This is a genomic window from Flavobacterium sp. 22659, from assembly GCF_052044235.1.
GTDB lineage: Bacteria > Bacteroidota > Bacteroidia > Flavobacteriales > Flavobacteriaceae > Flavobacterium > Flavobacterium johnsoniae.
Map to the genome: position 1 here is coordinate 120,141 of NZ_JBQEMU010000014.1, position 20,965 is coordinate 141,105.

Consider the following 20,965-nt stretch of genomic DNA (forward strand, 5'->3'; position numbering starts at 1 on the left):
ACTAATTTCAAAACAACCTTATACCGAATTAAACTACTGATTATCAAAGCTTAAAAAAAGTATTTTCTGTATAGGATTTTAAGATTGTCCGTTTTTTATAAATGAATTTTTCCTGTGATTTTTTTAAAGAAGTATTTGACTTTGAATTGTTTCTTCTAATTTTTCCAGCATTATTGAAGTCATGTCCTGCAGGTCAAACTTATTTTTCCAATTCCAGTCTGTTCTGGCATTATTGTCGTCAATGCTGTCCGGCCAGCTGTCAGCAATCGTTTGTCGAAAATCGTTTTCTTTATAAGTTATTTCAAACTCAGGAATGTGCTTTTTAATTTCATTGGCTATTTCGTGAGGATTGAAACTCATTGCCGACAAGTTATAAGAGGATCTAATTTTTATTAAATCACCAGGTGCATCCATAATATCGATTGCCGCATCTATTGCATCATCAATATACATCATTGGCAGTTTGGTTTCCGGAGATAAAAAGCAATGATATTTTTGCTCTTTTATTGCCGAATGAAAAATATCGACTGCATAATCTGTTGTTCCTCCACCCGGCGGCGCAGACCAGCTGATGATTCCGGGATATCTTACACTTCGAACATCTACACCAAAAGTTTTATGATAATATTCGCACCATCTTTCTCCAGTTTGTTTACTGATTCCATACACAGTAGAAGGCTCCATAACAGTATATTGAGGTGTTTTTTCGCGTGGTGTATTATTTCCAAAAACGGCTATGCTTGAAGGCCAGAATATTTTTTTTATTTTTTTCTCTTTTGCTAAATTAAGTACATGAAAAAGCGAATTCATATTTAAATCCCACGCAAAAGCGTATGCTTTTTCTGCCGAAGCCGACAATAAAGCCGACAATAAATATACTTCATCAATACTATATTTTTCTACAAAATACTCGACTTGATCAAAATTCAAAGCGTCGATAATTTCAAAATATCCTTGATTAACAACATCATTATCAGGTTTTACAATATCTGAGGCAATAACATTTTCAACTCCGTATATTTGTCTCAATCTCAAGGTAAGTTCTGTGCCAATCTGACCGCATGCACCTATAACTAAAATTTTCTTATTCATAATTTTTTTTTAATGGTTAATACTTAAAAAACACTTATCCTATATTTTTCTGACACAGATCTGATCTATTTCTCTATCCAAAGCGATATAGCATTTATACTTTTCATCAATTTCAATTTCTTTTAAGAAAAATTTTTGACCTTTAATAATTGCCGTCTCTTCTAAAACCTCGAATGTTTTTAATGGTATTGATAATCCCAGTCCATTTGCTTTTATAACCGCTTCTTTTTGTGTCCAGTATCCAAAAAATGCTTCTTTTATTTTATCTGATGAAGTAAGGGTCAGCCATTCATTTTCAGTCATCTGCCATTTACAGTCATCAATTAAAACATCTGTTATAAATTCTATATCAATTCCTACTTGTGATTTTTCACATAAAGCACAAACCACGATCTCTCCAGAATGAGAAATATTAAATTGAATAGAACCGTTTTTAAAGTAAGGCTTATTGTACTGCGTCTGCTCTATTTCCCTACTTTGAAATTTACCATTATAGATATGGTCAACTGCCTTAAATAAAATTATCCTGCCCAAGAGGGATAATTGGGCATCCTGCCATCTGCGATAGCTTTTTATTCTATTCTGAAAATCTGATGAAAATTTTGGCAGCTCATTTTTAATAAGGCTTTCACAATTATCCTCAGCGATATAAGAGTAATATATGTAAATCAAAACTGTATCGGTTTTAAATTAAAGGCAGGAATTAAGTTCTCGTTATTCTAATCTCTATAGTGATATCAATTAAGTTTTGTTAAAACATAATACCACATTACTAAATCATAGTGATTTAAAGCACCTTTAGTAGAGACATTACGAAAATACAAGTGATTTCAAAAAAAAAATTACGGACTTTTTGACTAAAAATTACGGTGTTCGATTATCCTGAAATAATAAATATATATCTGAATAAGCGCGCTGTATCACTTTACAATATTGAGTTAAAGGGTAAAGAAATATATAAGCAAAAAACCATCTTTTAAATAAAAAGATGGTTTAAGTGTTTAACATTTAAAAACGTAAAATGGATATAAGTAAGGAAAAATATATTAATTGATTAACAGATATTCGTAAAAAACATTGAGTATCTGTTTTTATAAAAATCTAAAGACGTTTTGAGATTTTACCTTTTTCGATTCTTAAAATTCAAAACTATTCTAAAGCTTCAATTACAATAGTGTCAAGGTTAAAGGTTATATCTATTTTGGTTCCTTTACCTGTTTTTGATTTAATTTTAAATTTACCTTTTAAGGAAATTGTTCTGTCTTTCATATTATTGATTCCAATTCCGGTTTTGGATGTTTTAATATCAAAACCTTCACCATCATCACTAATACTTAATTTTAGAGAATTGCTTTTTACTTTCTGAATTTTTATCTGACAATTTTTTGCATTTGCATACTTATTGACGTTTAGGATTGATTCCTGAACAATTCTGTATAAATTTATTTTATAAATATTCTGCACTGCAGTCCAATCAATAGAATCATCGACCACATATTTAAATTGTGTTTTTGTAATATCTACTTGATTGTGAATAAGATTCATCAGCAATGTATTAAAATCATTTGCCTCAAAAAAAGGATTCTGATTTAACTCATGCGAAATCATTCTTATTTCGTTTTCAACATTTTGTAATTCTAAAATATAGCTTTTGCGTTTCTCAACTATCTCCGGATCGGTTTTAGAATTAAAAAAGCCTAAATTCATTCGAATCGAATAAATTTTATTCATTATTCCATCATGCAGTTCTCTGGCAATTCTGGTTTTTTCGTTCTCTCTCGCAATATTTATTTTTTCATTTTGCTCGATTAGCAATCTGTAGATCTCTTCATTTGCTTTTTTCTGTTTGATTAAAAACTGTAATTCTTTATTCTTATATTTAGAATATCTGAAAATCAGAATAGTCAAAAACAAAAGTATCAGTACAAATGAGATAATTAATATGAATAGATTTTTTTTTGTCAAAACTTTATTTTCGTCTTCAATCCTTGAGGTTTCATACTCAATTCTTGCATATTTATCATGGGCTTTTCTTTGCACTCTGTTTATACTATCACTTACTTTTATATAATAATTTGTATAATACAGCCCATTTTTTTTATCAATTTTAGAAAGCAGCTTAGACGAAGTTAAAATTTCATTACTGCTGTTTAGTTTAATTGCAAGATCATTAGCTTCTTTTATGTTACTAATTGATTTGGCAGTGTCCTTCTGAGTTAAAAAATATTCCCCGATATAGATCTTTTTGTATAATATATCAGATTCAACACCAATGCTGTCAACAATCCTTAAGGATTCTGAAAACATAGCTTCAACATTTTTATAATCTCCATTTTTCGTTTTTGAATAAGCCAGGTTGCTTAAAACATTTGCATATAATCTTGGCCATTTCTTTTTTAAATCCTTCGAAAGTAATTTTTGCAGCTGCTCAATAGATTTAGAATATTCTCCTTTTAGGTCGTATAGATTACAAATATTAATGATAGAACTAACATTATAACTATTAATTTCGTCATCAATTTTCATTTTCTTCAATTCAGCAAGCGCTAAATTATGATAACGCAATGCTTCATTATAATCTACTAATTTTTCTAAACAGTTCCCCATTAAGGTATTGCAAGAATATATTAATTCGTGATTTGAAGATTTTTTTAAATATTGCAACGCTTTAGAAACCTCTATTTCGCATTCAACATAATTACCATCATAAAATAGGACATATGCTTTGTTGAACAGCATTTTGCCCACATTATTATAATCATGGATTTTATGATAGATTTTTTCTGCTTTTAAATAAAAAAAATAAGCACTGTCCTTTTTTGAGTTTTCGTAACAATCCCCAGCATAATAAAATGCCTTTGCCATTCTTACAGTGTCATTAACTCTTTTTGAAAGATCTAGCGCTTTTTGGCTGCTGGCTAGTGATTTTTTCAGATTATTAATAACATAATATTCCGAAGCAGCCTTTAAGTACAAATCTCTGGTAATCGAATCGTTCTTTTTATATTTTAGCAAATCTACTATAGAATCCAGATATTCCTCTTTTTGGTATTCTTCGAGACTACTAATGTGAGTTGAATCGAATAAAACAGCATCGCTTTTTTTACATGAAAAAAAAAGAATTAGTAAAGACAAAAAGGATATTTTTCTGGCAAGAATTTTCAATGTACAAATGGTTTTTAGGGATTTCAAATATATGATATTGAAATTTAAAAAACCTATTATTCAAAAAAAACATAAGATTTTTCCTTTTGTTATTTTCTAGGAGGTTTTGGATTGCTAGGTTCACCGTCAGATTCTATTTCTGCATCTGATGGCTTTACAACTGTGCTTGAATCAATAATTTTTTCATTTGATTCATTTATAAATCCCTTATCAGAAGTTCTTACAATTTTACCACCTGAATTAGAATCTTCTAAATCATCAGTTGAACATGAAAATGCTAATAAAGAAATAAAAACTACTCCAACTAAATACAACTTTCTTTTCATAAAATTATTTTTTAAATTATTATCTATCTTGAGTAGCAAAAAAACAACTATACTTTAGCTGAATTGTACGGTAAATCCGTAATATTTCGTTAGATTTGTAGAAAATGTACCAAAACAAATAAATTATGAGTCTAAATGTTCTAGTGGTAGACGACCATCCTATGACAGTGGATAGTTATATAAACCTATTATCTGATGAAGAATTTCAAACAACAAAGCCTAATTTTATTACCAGTTACAATTGTGAAGACGCTTACAATAAAATAACGCTTATGTCAAAGCAGGACAAGAATATTGATTTTGCTTTATTAGATATTAACCTTCCGCCTTACAAAAAACTTAATATTAGTAATGGTATTGATCTTGCACTACTCGTTAGAGGGAAATTTAAAAACTGTAAGATAGTTTTACTTACAATGCATAGTGAGCCATTGACAGTCGATAAGATCATCAAAAGTGTAAGACCAGAAGGCTTTATATCTAAAAGTGATATTAATTTTGAACTATTTCCTGTTTTCTGTAAAAGAATATTAAATGGAGAAATACTGCAAAGCACAGCCATAATAGAATCACAGAGAGACTTATTCAAAAAAAATATAAATTGGGATAATCACGATAACCAAATCTTAATTTTAATTTCTCAAGGTGTAAAAACGGTAAATCTTCCAGATTATATTCCGCTTTCTATGAGTGCCATCGAAAAAAGAAAAGCCAGTATAAAAGACCAGCTTTTAAAAGAAAAAGGCAGTGATAAAGATTTAATTGAAAAAGCAAAAAAGCTGGGACTGCTTTAAAAAACATAATTAAAATAAAGCATATAGTAGAATCAAGTTATTGAATCAACTGTATTTTCACAGAGTAAAGCAGTTTTACATCACTCATTTTAAGCTTTATGGCAGAATTATTATATTCCTGTTTTGAAGCTGCCTTTAAATCTTCCCCAAAAAAATAAAAGTGATTTTGTTAAATCTTGCATTTTGCATTATAATACTGCTCTATTATGAGATAGTATTTTTATTTCTATACCTTCCGGCTCATTTTTTTTAATTACTCATCCATATATATTGTTGTAATTAAAACTATTAAATAGTTTTGAAATGAAACCCTTAACTAACGTTAAGGGTTTTCTTTTTTTATTATATATTTTTCTTTGTAAATAGTTTCAAAAAAATTTTCACAATCGAAAAAACGCCTTATATTTGCACTCGCAATCACACAACGATTGCGAACATATTGGAGAAATGGCAGAGCGGTCGAATGCGGCAGTCTTGAAAACTGTTGACTGTAACAGGTCCGGGGGTTCGAATCCCTCTTTCTCCGCAGACTTTTAAAACCTTCAACTTTTGTTGAAGGTTTTTTGTTTTATTGACTTTTTAATTGATGTGTTTATTTTCCCAAAAAAATAATTACGGAGAAAGAGGGATTCGAACCTTCGGAAAAAATTCTCTATTTGTATTTATTCAAGAACAACATTTCCAAAAACTAAAAAACCTTCAAAATCATTTCTGACTCCAAAGGTTTTCCTCTTTATCTAAAACTCTAACTCACTTATTTATATTCCTGCTCTTTCTGTGCATACCAGTCTTTCATTACATAAAAAGCTTTCTTTTTAATTCCCTGATCTGAGATTAAGCCTTTACGGTTAAAGAAGTCCTGAATGTTTGGCAATTGTCTTCTTGGTGATCTGAAATCAACTAAAATCCAGGGTGAAACTCCTGCTAAACCTTCTATACGATTAAACATCTGAGTATTTTGAATATATAATTCTTCCTGATATTCTTCGTTCCAGCGTTCTTTTTTATCTCCGTGAAGTCCTTGTAAAGCTTCTCCTCCGAATTCGCTGATAATAACTGGTTTGTTATATGGAATCACCCATTGCATATCTTTACAAGATTCATTCGTTCCTCTGTACCAGCCCAGATATTGATTGAAACTTACAATATCTACAAATTCATTCATGTTATCATGAAGTGTATTGACATTGTTTGGACTTTTGGTAACTTCCATCGCCATACTAATTAAACGAGTATTATCCTGCGTGCGTGCATATTTAGCCAATTTACTCAGAAAAACATCTCTTTCATCACTATGCGGTGTTTCATTGGCGATAGACCAAATCACGATTCCGCAGCGGTTTTTATCTCTGTAAATCATATCGTGTAATTGACGCTCTGCATTAGCATACGTATCAGGATTTGTCCATGAAATGGTCCAATAAACAGGAACTTCAGACCAAATCATAATTCCCATTTTCTCAGCTTGTCTTACCATATTTTCGTTGTGAGGATAATGTGCCAGACGAACATAATTACAGCCTAACTCTTTGGCCCAATTCAATAACGTTATCGCATCATCTTCAGACCAAGCTCTACCCGATCTGAAAGGTGCTTCTTCATGAATACTGATTCCTCTCAAAAAGACTTTTTTTCCGTTTAACAGAATCTCTTTTCCTTTGGTTTCAATAGTTCTAAAACCAATTTGATCCGTGATATTTTCATCTGCTTTGGAAATGGTCACATCGTATAATTTTGGTTTTTCCGGCGTCCATAAAACCGGATTGGCTTTAATTTCAAAATACGCCATTCCTTTAGCATCTGTTGTGATGCTCTTTTTGATTTTTAATTCTGGAATAGAAACTGAAATGGATTGATTTGCTGTTTCACTATTCAGTTTTATCCAGCCGGAAATCTTGCCTTTTTCTTTTTTATCCAATTGAACCAAATAATCTTCCACATACGTATTCGGAACCTCAGCCAAAGTAACATCTCTTGTAATTCCGCCGTAATTCCACCAATCCATATTTACAGTTGGAACATTATCTTTGTGGCGCTTGTTATCTACTTTTACAACTACAAAATTATTTCCGTCGACTAATAAATCAGTTACATCAAAATTGAAAGGTGTATAGCCTCCAACGTGTGTTCCTGCCAGTTTTCCGTTTACATAGACTTTAGCATCGTAATTGACTGCTCCAAAATGAAGAATCCCTTTGGTTTTAGAATCTTTTTTATAATTAAAGTCTTTCTGAAACCAAACAGTTCCTTCATAAAAAAACAATCTTTCGTCTTTGCTGTTCCAATCTGATGGAATATCCATTGTGGCAGAAGTCGCAAAATTATATTCGGTTAAATCTGTGGTGTTGAATTTTTTATTTTCGAAGAATCCATTGTTTTTAAAAGGCATTAATCGGTAATCGTAATACCCGTTTTCTAACGGATCTACAATATAACTCCATTTTCCGTTTAAGGTAATATTGTTTCGGGCTGCAATATTGGAAACTAATGGAATTTCCTGTGCTATTGCTTTTCCCATCAGTAGAAAAGTACAACACAGCATTACAATTTTTTTCATAGTTTTTATTTTTAATTATCTACAATTATTTTTAAACACATAGAAACATAGCACTACTTTGAGCATAAAAGGCGTTTCACTTGCATAAATACACATAGCTGGATTTTACTAACAAAGTTTAGCTATGTGTTAGAAACTAGTTTCTTTTAGTATCCTTTTTTTAAGTCTAAAAAATCTATGTTTCTATGTGTTTAAAGATTTTTACATTTTATCAAAATAATGTGTCAGTTCGTAGGCGTTATCATTAATAACTTTCATCTCTTTTAATAATGGCTGATACGGTTCGAAATTACTGTTCACGATTCCTTTGTTTGAATCACGGTTTGAATAATCTGTGCTTAAATCCTGCGGGTCATTATCCATATATTTAAACCAATGCCAGCCTACTGAGTTTTTATTTTTTAAAAGTTCTAAAGTGAAATTCTGATAAAAAAGCCCTCTTTCTTTCTGAGTTCGAACCAGCCATCCTGCTCCTGTATTGTTTGGCAAACCAGAATCTTCTCCTTTAGTGTACCATTCTGTAATTAGAAACGGTTTTCCTGACCATTCGCCCCATTTATTCATTAAATCCTGACTTGGCTCCCATTTTCGGTAATGATTTATCGAAATGATATCCATATACTTTCCTGCCACTTTAAAAATCTCCGGATTGGTTAGTTCCTGATCTTTATCCTGATTGAATCGGCATCCTAAATACATATGGTTTGGATCTGCTTTTCTTAATGCCTCGGTTACCTTTTTCATGTAAGTTTCAAAGTAAAAAGCAGTAAATGCCATTCGGTCTTCCTGAGTAATATCAGAGGCTGAAGCATTGAATCCTTTTCTTTTATCAAACCACTCTTTTGCAGCAATATAGCCCTGCTCATCTTTGGCCAATAAAGTTAAATGTTTATCTAATGCGTCGTTATACCAAGGCAGTTCATTATCAGTAAAATAACCCATCAAATACTTATCATCTTTGTACTGAGCAATCTCTTTTACCGATTTTTCAATGTAAGAATCAAATTCTTTATCAAAAACCATTACCAAATCAAAACGGTAATTCTGCCAGCTTGCTTCTTTATATTTCCCTCCAAATTTTTTAATATGATCGGAATGATACATTCCCATTGGCGAAATGATAACCGTGTAAACCAAAGGATTTTCAGCATTACGAACCAAATCAACATTCGACCATGCTCCTACGCCGTTAAATCCATTATCGCGAAGTAATTTTGATTCTTGTTTTACCCAGTTTTCTTTGCTTCCGTATTTCTTATCAAATGCTTTTTGCTGATTTTCAGAACGTCCTGCATTAAAAACCGCAATTCCTTTATAAATATAGGGATAACCTTCCGGGTCAATAATCCACCATCTGTTGTCTATTTTTTCGGTTCTAAAAAATCCGGTTGCTTCTTTCTGCCACATTTTAGAACCGCCGTAAACGGAGGCTGGTGACTCCTTTTTTATTTTAAATCCAGGAAGTTTATCAATAGTTTTAGCATCATACGCTACCCATTTTGGATCTAAAGCATTTTGTCTGGCTTCGACTTTTTGATATGTATTTTTATGCTGCGCATGCAATGTGAGACTTAAAAAACCGAATAAGGCATAAACGGAATGTTTCTTTAAATTCATATTAATTGTTTTTGAAGAATTATGGGACAGCAAAAAACTGCCCCATAAAGAAATTGTATAATAAAAAAGAAATCTTATTTCGATAAATAGATATGATCGAAATCGAAAGTGTAATTGTTCAGCGCTCTAACATCTTCCGGATCAACGCTTCTTAAAACCAAAATATCTTTGATTTTTGTTAAGTCTAACAGCGGATTCTGTTTTTTGTAATCGGCAATTGGAATTTTAACCATGTTCCAGCTTCCGTCTCTTTTTAGTCCGTATAAATTACTTGTGGCATCAAATTCTACATAACCAGTATTAGAGGCATCTTTCATTCTAAATCTGATTTTTCCTGTACTTGTAGTTCTTACTGCCATATTGATATAAGTGTAAGATGAGATATCGGTAAAATTTACAAACTGTAAAATTGCCATTGCCCATTTTGCTTCTGCAGCCGGCGGTGTCGCAGGAAGAGAAAAATTTCTGTAAGCACCTTCGTAACCGTCTTGAGCAACTTCTTTAATTACAAACTGATTGCTTGAAACCCAGTTTAAAACCGGAGCTGTTTTGGTAAAATCCGGATTTTCAGAGTAAATTTTAAGAGCGTCTGCCGGAATAACAATTGGAGGTGTCGGAGGTGCTTCAACCTCAACCGTAAAAGTTTTCTTTTGAGTTGTATTGTCTACAAAGGTGATTTCTAAAGTAGTGGTAAAAGTTCCTGCTTTGGTATATTTTACTTCAACATTCGGTTCAATTGAAGCTCCCGGCGACCCGCCTGGAAAAGTCCACTTAATGGCACGCACTTTTGTTGATGCATCAGTATACGTTACTGTTTCGCCTCCCTCAATAGCTGTATTTGTTGAAGTTGCGCTTAATTCTCCTTTTTTATAAAGGTATACTTCGCGTACATCATCTTCGCAGGAAAATAAACCTGCGAAAAGAACTAAAAACAAGTATTTTAATTTAGATATATGATTTAGTTTTATGGTCATGATTTCAATGTTTTTTGGTTAATTTTTTTTGAGAAGGAGAAAGAGGAAAGAAACAAGAGTAAAGACTTTTCTAAACTGTTACTCAGAAAGGGTATACTCTCAAAAATCTTGCTTCTTGTCTCTTTTTTCTAAAATATCTCTCTTACTTCAATCCGTCTAAGAATCCCTGATAAGCTGGTTTTTTATTATAATCAGCATCTAAAAGCAATGGATATTCTTTTGAGTGCCAGAAACTTGTAAGCCATGTATATTTATCTGTTACTCCCCAGGTTGAAATGGCAAACTTTTGGGTTTGAGGCAGCTCTTCATACATAGTTGTAATGTATTTATAGGTTTCTGCCTGTTTCTGATTTTCAACATCATTAAAAACATACGAATCTGATTTTCCCGTATTGACTTTAATATCCAATTCTGAAATATGAATTAACAATCCTGTTGAAGCAAGATCTGTAAAACCGGTTTTCATCGTTTGCCTGTTGGTATCTGTGGCATAATGAAACTGATCTCCTAAACCGTCAATTGGTACTCCGTTTGCCTTGAATCTTGCTACCATTTTTTTGATTGAGGCTCTTTTTCCTGCATCCAGAACTACGCTGTAATCGTTGTAAAATAATTTAGCATCAGGATCTGCAGCTTTTGCATAGCGAAAACATCTTCCGTAAAATCCAATTGGATCTTTAAACAGTGAATTGATAACCGTTTCGTTTCTCATGGCGCCTCCGTCTGCAAAAACTTCATTAACAACATCCCAGCTTTTTACTTTTCCTTTGTAGCGTCCTACGACATCAGTAATGTAGACTTTTACTTTGGCTTCAAATGCAATCGAATCGTATTGGGCTTTTTTAAACCATTCCGGAAATGAATCGTACCAAACCAAAGTATGTCCGTGAACTTCCATCTTATTATCTTGGGCAAATCCTACTAAATAATCCGCTGCAGTATAATTATATGCTGTTGAAGATGTCCAGATGCTTGCCATTTTCATTTCAAATTCGGCTGTAATCTGATTGTAATGTTTTAAAACAGCATTTTTATAATTGGCTTCGTTTTGGAGATCTTTCATTTTTACAGCAGCTCCAATTTTAAATTTTGCTTTTTCTTTTAAAGTCTGCGTAATCGGATTCGGATTGCCTGAATCGCCTTCATCCGCATATTTCAAAACTACTTTTTCATCGTTGCTGCAAGAGGCAAACAGCAAAGCGGTTAATGCTCCTAAAATATATTGTTTACTTTTCATGTGTTTTCTTTTTAAATCCGGAAGTCAGATCAGGAATATTCTAACTTCCGGACGGGTTATTACTAACTTTAACCTTAATTGTATCCAACATTAAATCCTTCTGGTTTTCCCATTAAATCGATCTGACTCTGCGGAATTGGCATGTTTACCATTGCCGGGGTCATTTTTAAAGGTACTTCTCCAGAAATAGTTCCAGACGGACTTGAACGGAAATATAAATTTTGTCTTTCTACTAAAAGCCCTAATCTTTTTAATAAGAACCATCTGTTGTTTTCAAAAGCTAATTCTCTTGCCGATTCGTCTAAATAGTTGTTTAAAGTCCAGGCTGTCAAATCAAAAGTGGTTACGGTGCTTTCAGGATTTCCTGTATAACCTCTTCTTCTTACTTTGTTTAAATATGCTAATGCTTTTGTATCGTTGCCTAAATTATGATGTGCTTCTGATGCCAGCAGATACGTTTCTGCCAGTCTGTAATACATATAATCTTTGTAACTGTTTGAGGTCATTGGCAGTTTTTCGGTATCGTGGTATTTTTTCAAACTCCAATGCCATGCTCTGTAATTTCCATTTGGTGCAGCAATAGCCGGATTGGTAATTGGCTGTCCAAATTTTGGATTTCCCGGAACATTGATTTTATAATCCTGATAATTATCTGAATAATAATAAGTTTTGAATCGAAGATCGTTTGCCTGATCGTAAAGTGATTTCAAGTAATTATTTGGGTAAAACCATCCTAAAGCCTGACCTCCATAAGCCACATCCTGAATTAGTTCGTTTGCGTTTAATTCGTAAGTTCTGTGTGTAAAAACGCTGCTCAACCACGAACCGCCTCCTCCAGCTAACCCATCTTCCGGGCCTAATAAAAAGTCTTTTTGATAAGTAAAAAGAGATTCTTTATGATTTGCATTTTGTCCCCAAACATCGGCAAGAGCTACTAAACCATGTGTTCCGTCGTTAATAATGGCGTCAAATTGTGCCGCAGCTTCTGTCCAGTCTTCCTGCCATAATGCGCTTTTTCCGCGAATGTGTCTCGCAACTCCCTGACCATAACGTCCCGGATCTACTTTAAAAGGAAGATTGGCAATCGCATAGTCTAAATCAGCATCGATTAATCGATATACATCAGCATCGCTGGCTACTTTATATTCTACCGGATCATTGATGTTTTCAGGAGTTGTTGGGATAGTATCAATTAAAATACCTCCATACATTTGTTTTAAATCCAGATACAATTCTCCTCTAATAACGCGTGCCTGCGCTACTAATCTTTTTTTGGCATTTTCATCCATTTTTATAGTTCTTGCCGATGTAATAATTGCCGAACATCTATCAATAATTTTATAGCCCTGAATCCATTTTGAGCCTGTATATGACTGCGGATTATGTCCTGTTCCGTAAGGTGTATTCCAGGTTCTGTGCAATCCTAAATCGGTTGCGACCATAAAGAAAACATTCGCCCACAAATCGCTGTTATCGCCAGACGGCAGATTATAAAAACGCATTTGGTTGTAAAGTGCATTTACTCCTACTTCTAATCCTGCAGGAGAATTGTAGATATAATCTACAGAAACCTGATCTTTTACGTTTTCTTCCAGAAAATCTTCGCATGAAGTAAGTCCTAAAGAAAGTCCGAATATCAAAACAAATAGAAAATTTATATTTTTCATGATCTTGTTATTTTTATTTTATTTAATGTCTTAAACTGTGTTATTAAAAACCTACTTGTAAGCCTATAACACAAGTAACAGGTTCCGGATAATCGTTTATTTCCTTCTCTGGGCTGTAAGACTGATAATCTGTAAGGGTAACCAAATTGCTTCCGGTTACATACAATCTCATATTACTTAATCCTAATGGTTTAAGTGTGCTTTCTGGAAATTTAAATCCAAGAGAAACGTTTTGCAGACGAATGTATGAGGCATCTTGTAATCCTAAAGTATTGATGTACGGCGGATCGTTTCCGTCTCTTGGTCTCGGCCAGTTTCCTCCCGGATTTTCAGGTGTCCAGTAATCTTGTTTGATACCGTTTTTTACTCCTCTCAAAGAACCTCCTTTCACATAATCGTATAAGAATAAATTATCTCTTGTAACTCCCTGAACAGTATAAATATCTGCCGAGAAATCAAATTGTTTGTATTCTAAAGCCAGTGAAAAAGTTCCAAACCAATCTGGCAGTTTTGATGTAATGACACGGTCTTCATTCGGGTTTGGATTGGCACCATTTGCTGGATTAGCATCGTATAATTTTATGTCTCCCGGATATAAAGTTGTTCCTGTAACAATTGGAATAGTTTCTCCTTCCTGATAAATCCCAACAGCTTTGTATCGGTAATACACATCAATTGGTTTTCCTATAAACCATAAGTTTCCAACATCATCATCTTCTTTCCCGTCTCCGTTGGCATCTTTACCATAAATACTTACAATGCTGTTTTTGTTTTTAGTGAAAGTAGCGCCAACATTTAATCTGAAGTCTTTCTTTTTGATTAAATCACCATTTAAAGTAATTTCTAAACCTTTATTGTTTACTTTACCAATATTTGAAAGTTTTTTGGTATAACCTGTATTTGCATTTAAGGTTTCATAAATCAATAAATCAGAAGTATCTGTATCGTAAACCTCAACAGTTCCTGTTAATCGGTTTTTAAATAATCCAAAATCTGCTGCAAGGTTTAACTGCGTTGAAGTTTCCCAGCGCAAATCCGGATTAGACAATTGTGTTCCCGGAACGTATCCAGATACTTTTATTCCGTTTATAATATAATCTCTCTGATCTGCAACCGCCATACTTTGATACGGGTCTTTTGGCTGGTTTCCTACTTTACCATAACTGGCTCTTAATTTTAAACTGCTGATAACCGGAACGTGTTCTTTCATGAAGTTTTCATTTGAAACATTCCATGCAGCATTTACAGCAGGAAAAAATCCCCATTTATTATTGGCTCCAAATACTGAAGATCCATCGGCTCTGCCTGAAACTGTAAAATAGTATTTGCTGTCAAAATCATATTCTAATTTTCCGGCAAATGAAATGAGCGATCTTTCGTTTCCGCCAATTTCAGGTGTATTTAAAAAAGCACTTTCTAAGCCGTAAATTCCCAAAATATCACTTGGAATTCTGCTTGCCGAGTTTTTAAATTCATTGTATTCTGATGAAGTAATTTCATAAACTCCAGTAGCGTTAAAATGATTTTTTTCGGCCAGTTTAAAGTTGTAATTCAAAATATTACTTAACTGGTATTCTACATTGTCTTTATAAAGTATACTGCCGCTTCCTTGTCCTGAATTGGCAATTCCGGAAAGTGATCTTGATGTATTAAAAGCCATTGCTTTATAATTCCATGATCTTCGGCTGGCGTTTAATTTATACGTAAAACCTTTTGCTAAATTAATGTCTAAAAATATATTCATGATATCATTACGATTTAACTCATTTGTTGTCGTCTCGTAAATATCAATAAGTGGATTTGGTGTTTCCTGAATTCCTCCAGGCAGATAACGAAATGATCCATCATCATTATAAATTCTTCCTAAAGGTGATGTAGTAATGGCATTATTTAAAACATTCCCTACGTTTGGTCTGTTTGTTTCTGAGAATTGAAGCGAAACATTCATTCCTATTTTCAGCCAGTCTGCCACTCTCTGATCTACATTGACTCTCATAGCCACTTTCTCGAAATCAGAATTTGGGATTACTCCCGTTGTATTAATGTAATTGATACTTGAAAAAATACTCGTTTTATCTGTTCCTGACGAAATGCTTAAACTGTGGTTATTGGTTGTACCTGTTCTCAGCGCATATTTTTCCCAATCGATATATTTTCCTGATTGCACAGATTCTAATTCAAGCGGAGAAAAAACCTGATCGTCTGGTCTGTAAACTCCGCCATTGCTTGTTCTGTAAGCTTCTCTTTTTAGCTGGGCAAATTCTTCTCCGTTGTAAATATCAAAATTCCTGTTGATTGTTTGTACTCCAGAAAAACCATTGTAAGCGATTTTTGCTTTTCCGGTTTTTCCTCTTTTTGTAGTAATCAAAATAACTCCATTTGATGCTCTTGCTCCATAAATAGATTGTGCTGCAGCATCTTTCAAAATTTCTAAAGAAGCAATATCGTTGGCATTAATGTCATTGATGTTACCAATTACAACACCATCGGCAATTACGATAGGTTCGTTGCTGCCGTTAATAGATTTTTTTCCTCTAATTTGAATTGAAGAAGAACTTCCTGGACCTCCATCAGCTAACGAAACCTGAACTCCGGCAGCTTTACCTCTCAACATTTCACCAACATCAGAAGTCGCCACTTTTGTCATATCGCCCGGTTTAACCGAAGCCACAGAACTAATTACGTCGCTTTTCTTTTTGGTTCCGTAACCAACCACTATAATTTCGTCTAGTGCCTGAGAACTTGGTTTAAGAACTACTTTTAGGTTTTTCTTGTTTTCTGTATCAACAGCAACTTCATCCATCCCGATGAAGGAAAAAACAAGTGTGCTTTTTGGCGCTGTGCTGATGCTGAAATTTCCGTCGAAATCGGTTTGAGTTCCTTTTGTACTTCCTTTAACATGTACATTTACTCCTGGTAATGGGAGACCTGCATTGTCAACTACTTTTCCTGAAACCGTGCTTTCCTGTGCCTTCACATTAGAAGCCAGAATGCACAGAAAAAACATTAAAATTAATTTTAGATAATTTCCACCAAGAAAAAGAATCTTTTCGGGTTTGTTGTTTTTCATTGTAATTTTTTTGGTTAGTTAATTATAAAGTCATGTGATTATGTTGCAAATGTGACTAATAATTAAGGTTACGAAGGGAGGAAGATATTCGTTTTTAGGGGTTCGAACGTCTTTATTTGAGAAATTTATACCAGATAAGCCTTTAAAAAACGGCATTCGTAATAAAAAACTTAAATAATTGCGAGGTACTTAATTTTGCAGTTAAACGCAAAGAACGCAAAAGGAAAAAACGCAAAGTCCGCAAAGCTTTTATTAAACTTTGCGGACTTTGCGTAAACCTCAGGACTGTTAGCGATTAAACCCTTTTTTATAGTTAATTATTTGAAGCTTTATATTCAGTAGGTGATAAATTATAAAACTTTTTAAATTCTTTACTAAAATGCTTTCTGTCATTAAAACCAACCATATAAGTTACCTCAGCAACAGAATAACTGGTGTTGGTTAATAAATGAGCAGCTTTTTTTAATCGCATATTTTTTATAAAGCCAGCTACCGAATGATCTGTGAGGGTTTGAACTTTTTTATAAAGCACGGTTCTGCTCATTCCTATTTCATTTACCAGATCATTTACATCAAAATCAGTATTATCCAGATTTGCTTCGATAATCTGAGTGAGTTTTTTCAAAAAGATTCCTTCCGGCGTATTTACGTTTTCTTCTTCAACAGCGGCAATAAATCTTTCTCCATATTTCTGACGAATGATTTCTTTGGCTGATAATAAATTGGCGATTGTCAGTTTTAATTCTTCAATACTAAAAGGCTTCGAAATATAAGCATCTGCTCCTGTAGAAAGTCCTTCAATTCTATTTAAAGTAGAAGATTTTGCCGTTAATAAAATAACTGGAATGTGGTTTGTATTTTGATTTGTTTTTAAAATGGTGCACAATTCAAAGCCGTCCATTTCCGGCATCATAACATCGGTTACGATGAGATCCGGAATTTCTTTCTCCATATACTCGAGTGCTCGAATTCCATCTGTAAATTTCAAAACTCTGTAATCATGATATAAAATATCGTACACAAAAGAGAGTACTTCTTCGTTGTCTTCAATAACCAGAACAGTCTTTTTATTGCTATTTTCCAGTTCTTCATATTCTCTTTCGTAAGTTTCAATTTCTGTTTTAACATCCGAAATTGGGTTTGCATTTTCTTCAATCTTAACTGAATTTTCGACTATCTGAGACTTTTTGAAATGGTCTTTTCCTTTCTTTAATTTGATTGTAAATATGGTAGTAAAGTTTGGATCTTCTTCTGTCTGAACCTTGATTTCTCCGTGATGCAGCTCTACAATACTTTTGCTTAAAGCCAAACCAATTCCGCTTCCTAAATTGGCACTGCCGCGTTCGTCTAATTGGAAAAAATTCTTAAAAATCTTCTTTTTTCTGTTTTCCGGAATACCTATTCCGTTGTCTTTTACTTTTATTTCGACATAATCTGAATCTTCTTTTTGTTCTACGCCTAAAGTGATTCGTCCGTTTTTTTCGGTAAATTTAAAGGCATTCGAAAGCAGATTGTAAATCACTTTCTCCATTTGGTTTTTATCGAAATAAAGCTGTACTGTATTTATGTTTAAAACGAATTTATAATCAATTTTTTTCTCGACGGCAATTCCTCGAAACGATTCGTAAATATCAAAACAAAATGAAACAATATCCTGTTGTTCGCAATAGATTTTCATACTGCCCTTTTCGGCTTTTCTAAAATCCATTAATTCGTTCACTAATTTCAATAATCTATCAGAATTGTTTTTGATGGTTTTTAACTTATGTTCCAGATTCGAATTTTTCTCGGCACTGCTCAAAAGTTCTTCAACTGGTCCGCTGATTAATGTTAGAGGTGTTCTAATTTCGTGCGAAACATTGGTAAAGAAATCCAGTTTCATTTTATACAATTCTTCCTGTCTTTCTTTTTCAACTTGTTCCAGATAAAAAGCTTGTTTTAACAATTCTCGGTTCCTGAAAAAGCGGAATAATAAAACTGAAGCTCCTGTTAATAAAGCAATATAAAACAAATAGGCCCACCATGTTTTCCACCACGGAGGCAGAATAGTAATTTTTAAAGTCTTAATATTCGGATTCCATTCTCCGCCCCCGTTTGAAGTTTTTATTTTTAGAAGATATGTTCCGGAATTTAAATTGGTTAAGTTGATATAATGCTGCGAACCTATAATATGCCATTCGTCTTTATTAGAACTTTCGAGTTTATAGGCATATTCGTTTTTTTCCGGCGAAATAAAACTCATTGCACTAAATTCCAAGCCAATGTATCCCTGATCGTGTTTTAAAGTAATTTCAGTTGTTTCGCTGATTCGTTTTTCCAGAGCAACTTCTTTGTTTCCGGGTCTAATTTCCTCATTATTAACAATAAGCTTTGTAAAAACAATTGGCGATTTGTCTTTTGTCTTGATTAATTTTGAAGGGTTAAAAACGATTAAACCATTTGAACATCCAAAAACGAGTTCTTTTGCATTTAGTTGTACACTGCAGTTATTGGAAAATTGCTTGACTTTTAAACCGTCATTTGAAGAATAAGACGTGATTTCAAAATCAGCAATATTAGGAACAGGCTTAATAGTTTTAGTTTTTATTTTGTATAATAAATTATTGTCGCTGATCCAGATATTTCCTTCTGAATCTTCCGAAATACTTTTGATGGTTTCATCAGTGAATCCCATAGAGCGGTTGATTTCGAAGAAACGCCCCTTCTTTTCATCAAAAATATTTACGCCGCCACTTTCTGCTCCTACCCAAAAACGGTTTTTAGAATCGGTAAACATTACAGTGAGACTATTGTTTGATAATCCGCTTTTTGGCCCGGCTTTAAAAACTCTGGTAACTTGTTTTAGCTTTTTATCGAAATAATTTAAGCCGTATTGTGTAGCGATCCAAAGTCCGTCTTTTCTATTTACAATATCAGTGATAAAATTATCGCTGAGAGAATTTGAACTTCCGTCAGCCATGTAAATTTCGACCGTTCCGTCGGGCATTACTTTTTTTAATCCGTTGCCGTTTGTTGCTACCCATAAATCTGTATTATCCATTAATAGAGAAGTAATGGGACGTTCTCTTTCTTTAGAATCTTTGCGCGAAAGCGAAATAAACTGGAATGTTTTACTGTTTTTATTGAATTTGAATAATCCATTGAAAGTTCCGCAAAATAAGTTCTGTTCGTTTTGATTTACCAAAGCCGTTATCATGTTAACGCTTTTATCAAAATCATAACCTTCAATTTGATAAGATGTATTTTTATTATTTCTAAAGTCAAGGTAATTCAAGCCTCCGCCATTTGTTCCAACCCATACCGAACCGTCATTTTCTCTAGCAACAGCATTTACAAAGGCTGTATTTAATCCGAAACTAGGTTTGATGACTTCTCTTATATTGGTAAAATTGGTATTAGTTTTCTGAAAAAAATTGACTCCTCCTCCATTCGTCCCAATCCAAATATCGTTATGACGGTCTTTTAAAAAACATTTGACATCATCATCTGAAAGACTGTAACTTTCCAGTGGATTATGTCCGTATTTGGTGAACTCATTTTTATCTTTTTTGTAAACACATAAACCGTTTTTAGTGGCAAACCAAATGGTATTATTGTCGACAGAAACAATATCATTGACCCAATTTGACGATAAACTGTTTTTGTTATTTGTATTAAGCAGGTAATTTTTTACGATATTTTTATCTGCATCAAAATGAAAAACGCCATTTGCTTCAGTCGCAAACCATAAATCACCTTTTTTTTCTTTGATGATTTTCCAGATTTTTGATTTGATTAAAGCTTCGTTATCTTTCAATGTTTTTGGTAATACTTTTTTTGAGCCATTTTTAGGATCAAAACATTCTAAGCCTTTAGAAGTTCCAACCAAAACACCATAATTCCGATCATAAAACAAAGACAAAACTCTGCTTTTTCTGAATGGAGAATTGTGATCGTTTGAGATTTCTTCTAACAAATATTTCTCTCTGTTAAGACGTTTTATACCGCCAAAAGTCCCAATCCATATTCGGTTTTGATCATCCTGAATTATGGATGAAATATAATTTCGTCCGCCTTTAATTTTCTGAACGTCAACTCTTAAAAAACTCCTTTCGTTTTTATTAAAAAGATTCAATCCATTATTGGTTCCAACCCAAAGTTCTTTTTGTCTGTCTTCCAGAATCACGTTAATATGATTATTGCTGATTGTATTTAAAATGTCTTTGTTGTAAACATATCGCAGAAAATTATATCCGTCGTAACTAATTAATCCGTTTGCAGTTCCTATCCAGATAAATCCTTTTTTGGTTTGATGGATACTCGAAATCATACTTTGCGAAAAACTCACATCGTAATCAATATGGTCAAAATATAAATCAGATCCTTGTGCAGAAACACCAAAAGAAATGGAAAGAAATGCAATACAGCTTAAAATGTAAATTTTAATATTCCTCATAAACAGAATTTATAAACGCCGGATAAAATTT

General features: G+C 33.2%; 12 protein-coding genes and 1 tRNA gene. 2 read left to right on the forward strand and 11 right to left on the reverse strand.

Annotated features, from left to right (window positions below; all coding sequences use genetic code 11):
* Positions 1 to 123 precede the first annotated feature (123 nt).
* From ACTJIW_RS14860 to ACTJIW_RS14875, 4 genes are all read right to left on the reverse strand, one after another.
* Positions 124 to 1,092: an NAD-dependent epimerase/dehydratase family protein gene (locus tag ACTJIW_RS14860; RefSeq protein WP_149208214.1), complete on the reverse strand. Its 969-nt coding sequence runs from the start codon at positions 1,090 to 1,092 to the stop codon at positions 124 to 126.
* 39 nt (positions 1,093 to 1,131) lie between these two features.
* On the reverse strand, positions 1,132 to 1,764 hold the full coding sequence (locus ACTJIW_RS14865) for a 4'-phosphopantetheinyl transferase family protein (RefSeq protein WP_012024156.1): 633 nt from the start codon (positions 1,762 to 1,764) through the stop codon (positions 1,132 to 1,134).
* A 477-nt stretch (positions 1,765 to 2,241) separates the two neighbouring features.
* On the reverse strand, positions 2,242 to 4,227 hold the full coding sequence (locus ACTJIW_RS14870) for a tetratricopeptide repeat-containing sensor histidine kinase (protein ID WP_123875692.1): 1,986 nt from the start codon (positions 4,225 to 4,227) through the stop codon (positions 2,242 to 2,244).
* A gap of 119 nt (positions 4,228 to 4,346) precedes the next feature.
* Positions 4,347 to 4,583: a hypothetical protein gene (locus tag ACTJIW_RS14875; protein WP_149208216.1), complete on the reverse strand. Its 237-nt coding sequence runs from the start codon at positions 4,581 to 4,583 to the stop codon at positions 4,347 to 4,349.
* A 125-nt stretch (positions 4,584 to 4,708) separates the two neighbouring features.
* On the opposite strand from ACTJIW_RS14875, the gene ACTJIW_RS14880 reads away from it, so the two are divergent.
* Entirely contained in the window at positions 4,709 to 5,377 is a 669-nt protein-coding gene (locus ACTJIW_RS14880; RefSeq protein ID WP_012024153.1) for a response regulator, read from the forward strand.
* A gap of 441 nt (positions 5,378 to 5,818) precedes the next feature.
* A tRNA-Ser gene (locus ACTJIW_RS14885) sits at positions 5,819 to 5,903 on the forward strand.
* 228 nt (positions 5,904 to 6,131) lie between these two features.
* On the opposite strand, the gene ACTJIW_RS14890 is transcribed toward ACTJIW_RS14885, so the two are convergent.
* The 7 genes from ACTJIW_RS14890 to ACTJIW_RS14920 form a co-directional block, all read right to left on the reverse strand.
* Complete coding sequence (locus tag ACTJIW_RS14890) at positions 6,132 to 7,934, reverse strand: glycoside hydrolase family 2 protein (RefSeq protein WP_440714791.1); 1,803 nt, start codon at positions 7,932 to 7,934, stop codon at positions 6,132 to 6,134.
* A 201-nt stretch (positions 7,935 to 8,135) separates the two neighbouring features.
* On the reverse strand, positions 8,136 to 9,551 hold the full coding sequence (locus tag ACTJIW_RS14895) for a hypothetical protein (protein ID WP_440714790.1): 1,416 nt from the start codon (positions 9,549 to 9,551) through the stop codon (positions 8,136 to 8,138).
* Between the two features lie 74 nt (positions 9,552 to 9,625).
* Entirely contained in the window at positions 9,626 to 10,525 is a 900-nt protein-coding gene (locus ACTJIW_RS14900; protein ID WP_440714789.1) for a PKD domain-containing protein, read from the reverse strand.
* A 142-nt stretch (positions 10,526 to 10,667) separates the two neighbouring features.
* Positions 10,668 to 11,762 carry an endo-1,4-beta-xylanase gene (locus ACTJIW_RS14905; RefSeq protein WP_440714788.1) on the reverse strand — a complete coding sequence of 365 codons (1,095 nt, stop codon included), beginning with the start codon at positions 11,760 to 11,762 and terminating at the stop codon, positions 10,668 to 10,670.
* 74 nt (positions 11,763 to 11,836) lie between these two features.
* Positions 11,837 to 13,429 (reverse strand): RagB/SusD family nutrient uptake outer membrane protein, encoded by a 1,593-nt coding sequence (locus ACTJIW_RS14910; protein ID WP_440714787.1) that lies wholly within the window; start codon positions 13,427 to 13,429, stop codon positions 11,837 to 11,839.
* 43 nt (positions 13,430 to 13,472) lie between these two features.
* Positions 13,473 to 16,499, reverse strand: a complete 3,027-nt coding sequence (locus tag ACTJIW_RS14915) for a SusC/RagA family TonB-linked outer membrane protein (RefSeq protein WP_440714786.1) — start codon at positions 16,497 to 16,499, stop codon at positions 13,473 to 13,475.
* A 313-nt stretch (positions 16,500 to 16,812) separates the two neighbouring features.
* Entirely contained in the window at positions 16,813 to 20,934 is a 4,122-nt protein-coding gene (locus tag ACTJIW_RS14920; protein ID WP_440714785.1) for a hybrid sensor histidine kinase/response regulator transcription factor, read from the reverse strand.
* Positions 20,935 to 20,965 lie beyond the last annotated feature (31 nt).